Raw genomic sequence first — 5,160 nt, forward strand, 5'->3', positions numbered from 1 at the left:
CAGTCAGCACCAGATGCCGGATGGGAAGATGATGTCGGGTATGGACCACAGCCAGCATCAGATGCCGGATGGGAAGATGATGTCAGGCATGGACCATAGCCAGCACCAGATGGCCGGCATGGATATGGGCGGCATGCAGTTGGCTCAAGCACCGTCAGCGAAGCCGGCAATGAAGCCCAATCCATCGGACTTTACCGCAGGCCCCGTCCATCATGCTGCAACCGAATACGGCCCCCATGTAGACATGCGCGCTGATGTGCCTCAGTACCGGCTGGATGATCCCGGTGTCGGTCTGCGTAATAACGGCCGTCGTGTTCTCACCTACGCTGATCTGCGCAACCTGCGCACCACCCACGATCACCGTGAGCCGGACCGGGAGATCGAACTCCATCTGACCGGCAACATGGGGCGTTACATGTGGTCGATCAACGGCGTCAAACACAGCGATGCCGAACCCCTGCGCTGGAAGCTGGGTGAACGCCTGCGTATCACCTTCGTCAACGACACCATGATGAATCACCCGATGCATCTGCACGGAATGTGGAGTGATCTGGAGACCGGCGACAACAACTTCATCCCGCGCAAGCACACCGTGATTGTGCAGCCTGGCTCCCGGATTAGCTACCGGGTCACCGTGGACGCGGAGGGTGGCTGGGCCTACCACTGCCATCTGCTCTACCACATGCTCGGCATGTTCCGCACCGTCATCGTCAGTTGAGGAGGCAAAGATTATGAAAAAGACAGTAGCTGCTTTGATGGCGATCGGACTATCCGCCCCCGTCTTTGCCGGCGGGGCAGATGATCCGCTGCTCTACAAGGTGATGATCGACAAGCTGGAGATCAGGAGTACAGATGGCCCCAATCCACTGGTACTGGAAGCGGATGCCTGGGTCGGATACGACCTCAACAAGTTCTGGTTCAAGACCGATGTGGAACGGGTGGATGGCAAAACGGAAGAGGCTGAAGTGCAATTTCTCTACAGCCGTGCCATCGCACCCTTCTGGGATCTCCAGGTTGGCTGGCGTCGGGATATTAAACCGGAACCGGACCGTGACTTTCTGGCCTTCGGATTCAAAGGCCTGGCGCCTTATCTGTTCGAGGTGGATACGGGAGTGTTCATTGGTGAATCGGGGCAGATCGGTGCCCGACTGGATGCGGAATATGAGTATATGTTCACGCAAAAACTGATCCTGTCCCCCGAGATCGCGATGAATCTCTACAGCAAGGACGACGCAGCGGTCGGCATTGGCTCCGGTCTCTCCGACATGGAGTTGGGACTGCGGTTGCGCTACGAGGTACGGCGCGAGTTTGCACCCTATATTGGCGTCAACTGGACGAATAAATTCGGCCAGACCGCCGACTTCGCCAGAGACGAGGGTGAGGACACCAGCGATGTTCAGTTCGTTGCTGGTATTCGGGCCTGGTTCTGATCTTTCAACAACACTTTTCACCGGCCCAGAGGAAGGGCCGGTGGGATGAAACCGAAGGAGTCTGAAACATGAAGAAACGATTATTGGGTGTGCTGTTGCTGTCCAGCCTGATTGGGCTCGCCGGTTGCAGTGACCAGCAAAACGCGACGGCCAGCGTCGATAAACAAGTCGCATCGCCACCGGTGTCTCCGTCCGTCCAGCGTTGGTACAACCAAGAGCAGGTTGCAAGAGGCAATGTACTGTTCCAGACAAATTGTGCCAGCTGTCATAAGTCGGATGCCTCAGGTACACCGAACTGGAAAGAACCCGATGCTGAGGGCAAGTATCCTCCGCCGCCATTAAACGGTACTGCACACACCTGGCACCACCCGTTATCCGTTTTGCATCGAACCGTGCAACGGGGAGGTATTCCTCTTGGCGGGACCATGCCGGGCTTTGCCGACAAACTGAACAATCAGCAGATCGACGACATTCTGGCCTGGGTGCAGACCCACTGGTCCGATGAGATCTACCGTGTGTGGTATGAGCGGAATGCTCAGGCCAGTAAATCCATACGGCCAATCAATGGGGGCTAAGGAGAAAGATTATGACAAAGGAGAGAATCGTGAAGTCAAAGAAAACACCTGCTTACGCAAAGCTCGCTGCTTGGTTGCTGGCCGGAATCACGCTGGTTACGGGAGGCGTATTACTCACTCAACAACCGGCTAAAGCGGCCGATGTAGTTGTCTATAAAAGCCCGACCTGCGGCTGTTGCAAGGGTTGGGTCAGTCATCTGAAAGAGAACGGTTATACGGTGGAAGTACACAACCAGCGCAACATGAATCCGGTGAAAGCAGAGCTGGGCGTGCCGCGTCATCTGCAGTCCTGCCATACCGCCAAAGTGGGTGAGTATGTCATTGAGGGGCACGTGCCTGCCGATGTGATTGCCCGCCTATTGAAAGAAAAACCATCTATCAAAGGCCTGGCTGTGCCCGGCATGCCCATGGGTTCGCCAGGGATGGAAGGGCCGAGGGAAGATCCTTATGACGTTGTGACCTTCCAGGCAAACGGAAAAACCACCGTGTATGCCAGGCGCAATCAGTAGGAGATAGAGATGATTAAGAAGCGTCTTGTTTCAGTTATCACACCCGTTCTGATAATGGCACTGCTGCTGGGGACAACCATCGTGATGGCGCACTCGCCATCAGAACAGGCAAGGGTCTATTTCATCGGCCTTGCGGATGGAGCAGTGGTAAAAAGTCCATTCAAAGTGAAATTTGGGATCGAGGGTTTCGGTATTACCCCTGCCGGGACCACCGGCAAGCGGCGGCATACTGCAGGCCATCACCACCTTCTGGTGGACCTGGATCAAACACCGGATATGGATGAGGCCATCCCAAGTGATGCACACCACATCCATTTCGATCAGGGAGAGACCGAAACCCTGCTGGAACTCCCCCCCGGTAGACACACGCTTCAGTTGTTACTGGGTGATGAGCAACATGAACCCCAGGATCCACCACTGATTTCCGGCAAGATCACGATCACCGTGCAGTGAGATTCTGTGTCTAAAGGAAGCCGTTATGAATAAACGAGCAGGCCAATTTGGATTGGGTGCGTTGGCGTTGCTGTTGGTGACTGGTGTCACTCTGGCTGGCGGCATGATGATGAACCATAGCGTGGCCAGGCATCATCAGGGTATGCGGGTGGGTGTTCCTGAACCCTACAGAGATATGCGCAATTCATTGCCTGCCTCAGATGCGGTCATAGCTGAGGGCGAGCAGCTCTATCAGGCCAACTGCGCTGCCTGCCACGGCAAGCAGGGTTATGGCGATGGCCCGGCAGGCAAGCCGCTTTCACCGCGACCAGCCAATTCAACCATTTTATGCAAATGCGCATGATGGCCCGGGACAACTATCTCATCTGGACCATCAGTGAAGGCGGCAAGCGATTCAATACCGCCATGCCGGCATTCAAGGAGACACTTGGCATCGAGGATCGATGGAAGATCATCCATTTCTTGAGAACGCTATAGGTTTTCATTAACAAATAGAGGAATAGAAGAGATGTACAGCTTTTCAACCCGACTGACGGGGAACCTGGACGAGATCGAACAGAAGTTAATCGGTGCGTTGAAGGATGAGGGATTCGGCATTCTGACCGAGATTGATGTGCAGGCCACGCTGAAGAAAAAACTGGGTCTGGAGAAGAGGCCCTACAAGATTCTTGGTGCCTGCAACCCGCCCCTTGCCAACCAGGCCATTGATGCAGAGCCCGATATCGGACTCCTGCTGCCGTGCAATGTGGTGATACGAGGAGAGGAGGATGGAACGATCACCGTTGCATTCATGGATCCGGAGGCGGTCTTGAATCTGGTCGATCGGGACGATATTGCTGAGCTGGCGAAAGAGGTGCGTTCCAGACTTCTTCGTGTGCGCCAGGCGATGGGTGGAAGCACGATTGACTGATCGTACCAAAAGACCCTTGACCTGTGTGTAACACGCAGGTTGTACGATAAGTATACCAGCTGATTACAGCGAGATTATTCCAAATAGAGAGGCAGAGATGATGGCGATAACGAAAACCATGAGCATGGCCGTTTTTCTGGCTTCCGTTTCTTTTGCAGCGATTGCCGATTCCGAGCATTACGCTGAAGGTGCGGCAAATCCGTCTTCCGGAATGCCCATGTCCAGTGGACAGATGCCGATGATGAGTGGCCAACAGGGTGGAATGGCCGGGATGAAGGGCCAGGGCAACATGCCGATGATGGGGGGCGGTAAGGACAGTATGCCCATGATGAAGATGATGCAGGAGAAGCAGGCCATGATGCAGGAGCATATGAAGAAAATGGAAACGCACATGGCCAACATAGAGGCACTGCTGAAACAGTTGGTTGAGTTGCAGAAGAAATAGCAAACAGTCGGCTGGCAGGAGGAACAGATCGATGCTCACAGTTCATGAACTTGCGATACAGAGCGATGCACCGGCCCATGTGGTTCGCTACTACGTGCGTATCGGTCTGATCCAGCCTGCCGGACAGCAGGAGAATGGTTACCGCCTCTTTACGTCACACGATGCAACTCGGATCCGTTTTATCCGCATGGCCAAGCATCTTGGCTTTACCCTGAATGAGATCAAACAGATCACCCGGCATGGGGATATGGGTGAGTCGCCTTGTGACGATGTGCGAAAGATCATCCAGCATCGTATTCAGGAGAACCGGGTCAAGATCGAGGAGATGATGAAACTGCAGGCTCGCATGGAACAGGCACTGGAACAGTGGAAGCTGATGCCAAACGGGATTCCCGATGGCAACAGCGTGTGCCATCTCATCGAGTCGATCGAAAGCAACGAAGATAAAAAACCCTGTCACGCAGATAGCTAAGGAGACAACCATGGGACATCCAGCAAAGAAACTTGAAACCTGGAACGGTGTCGATCCGGTCTGTGGCATGGATGTCAATCCCGAGAGCCCTCACCGCTACATATATAACCATATCGAATATGGGTTCTGTAGCGGTTCATGTCTCGACAAGTTTCGTGCTCAGCCAGAACACTATCTGAAGCCCTCCCCGGATACTGATCCGGTCTGTGGTATGGATGTCTCAGCGGAAAGCGAATATCGATTCCATTTTGAGGGTGTCGAATATCGTTTCTGCAGTGAACACTGCGAGAAGAAGTTCGCGGTTGATCCATCCGCCTATCTGAATGATAAGGAGATGGATCAGGCGGCAGAGCAGGAACACGCCGA

11 protein-coding genes are annotated in these 5,160 nt (G+C 54.2%); all 11 read left to right on the forward strand.

Annotation, left to right across the window (positions count from 1 at the left end; all coding sequences use genetic code 11):
- The coding region (locus tag RIFP1SYM_RS15545; protein ID WP_039960751.1) for a multicopper oxidase domain-containing protein at window positions 1-718 on the forward strand (718 nt) is incomplete at its 5' end.
- 13 nt (window positions 719-731) lie between these two features.
- Complete coding sequence (locus RIFP1SYM_RS15550; protein WP_006474917.1) at window positions 732-1,430, forward strand: copper resistance protein B; 699 nt, start codon at window positions 732-734, stop codon at window positions 1,428-1,430.
- A 68-nt stretch (window positions 1,431-1,498) separates the two neighbouring features.
- Entirely contained in the window at window positions 1,499-2,005 is a 507-nt protein-coding gene (locus tag RIFP1SYM_RS17190; RefSeq protein ID WP_039960753.1) for a c-type cytochrome, read from the forward strand.
- A gap of 11 nt (window positions 2,006-2,016) precedes the next feature.
- Window positions 2,017-2,514: a DUF411 domain-containing protein gene (locus RIFP1SYM_RS15560; RefSeq protein WP_005966583.1), complete on the forward strand. Its 498-nt coding sequence runs from the start codon at window positions 2,017-2,019 to the stop codon at window positions 2,512-2,514.
- A gap of 9 nt (window positions 2,515-2,523) precedes the next feature.
- Window positions 2,524-2,967: a DUF4399 domain-containing protein gene (locus tag RIFP1SYM_RS15565; protein WP_005966586.1), complete on the forward strand. Its 444-nt coding sequence runs from the start codon at window positions 2,524-2,526 to the stop codon at window positions 2,965-2,967.
- Window positions 2,968-2,992: 25 nt separating this feature from the next.
- Entirely contained in the window at window positions 2,993-3,310 is a 318-nt protein-coding gene (locus tag RIFP1SYM_RS18890; protein ID WP_005966588.1) for a c-type cytochrome, read from the forward strand.
- Window positions 3,307-3,444 (forward strand): c-type cytochrome, encoded by a 138-nt coding sequence (locus RIFP1SYM_RS17650; protein ID WP_139042177.1) that lies wholly within the window; start codon window positions 3,307-3,309, stop codon window positions 3,442-3,444. Before RIFP1SYM_RS18890 ends, RIFP1SYM_RS17650 begins: the two co-directional genes overlap by 4 nt.
- Before the next feature lie 31 nt (window positions 3,445-3,475).
- Window positions 3,476-3,877 carry a DUF302 domain-containing protein gene (locus tag RIFP1SYM_RS15575; protein ID WP_005966592.1) on the forward strand — a complete coding sequence of 134 codons (402 nt, stop codon included), beginning with the start codon at window positions 3,476-3,478 and terminating at the stop codon, window positions 3,875-3,877.
- 97 nt (window positions 3,878-3,974) lie between these two features.
- Window positions 3,975-4,322, forward strand: coding sequence for a hypothetical protein (locus tag RIFP1SYM_RS15580; protein ID WP_005966593.1), 348 nt, complete (start codon window positions 3,975-3,977; stop codon window positions 4,320-4,322).
- Between the two features lie 31 nt (window positions 4,323-4,353).
- The gene (locus RIFP1SYM_RS15585; protein ID WP_039960756.1) at window positions 4,354-4,794 is read left to right on the forward strand and encodes a MerR family DNA-binding protein; all 441 of its coding nucleotides are present in this window, start codon (window positions 4,354-4,356) and stop codon (window positions 4,792-4,794) included.
- Window positions 4,795-4,804: 10 nt separating this feature from the next.
- A partial coding sequence (locus tag RIFP1SYM_RS15590; protein WP_039960758.1) for a YHS domain-containing protein occupies window positions 4,805-5,160 on the forward strand: 356 nt, incomplete at its 3' end.

It is taken from the genome of endosymbiont of Riftia pachyptila (vent Ph05) (assembly GCF_000224455.1).
GTDB lineage: Bacteria > Pseudomonadota > Gammaproteobacteria > Chromatiales > Chromatiaceae > Endoriftia > Endoriftia persephonae.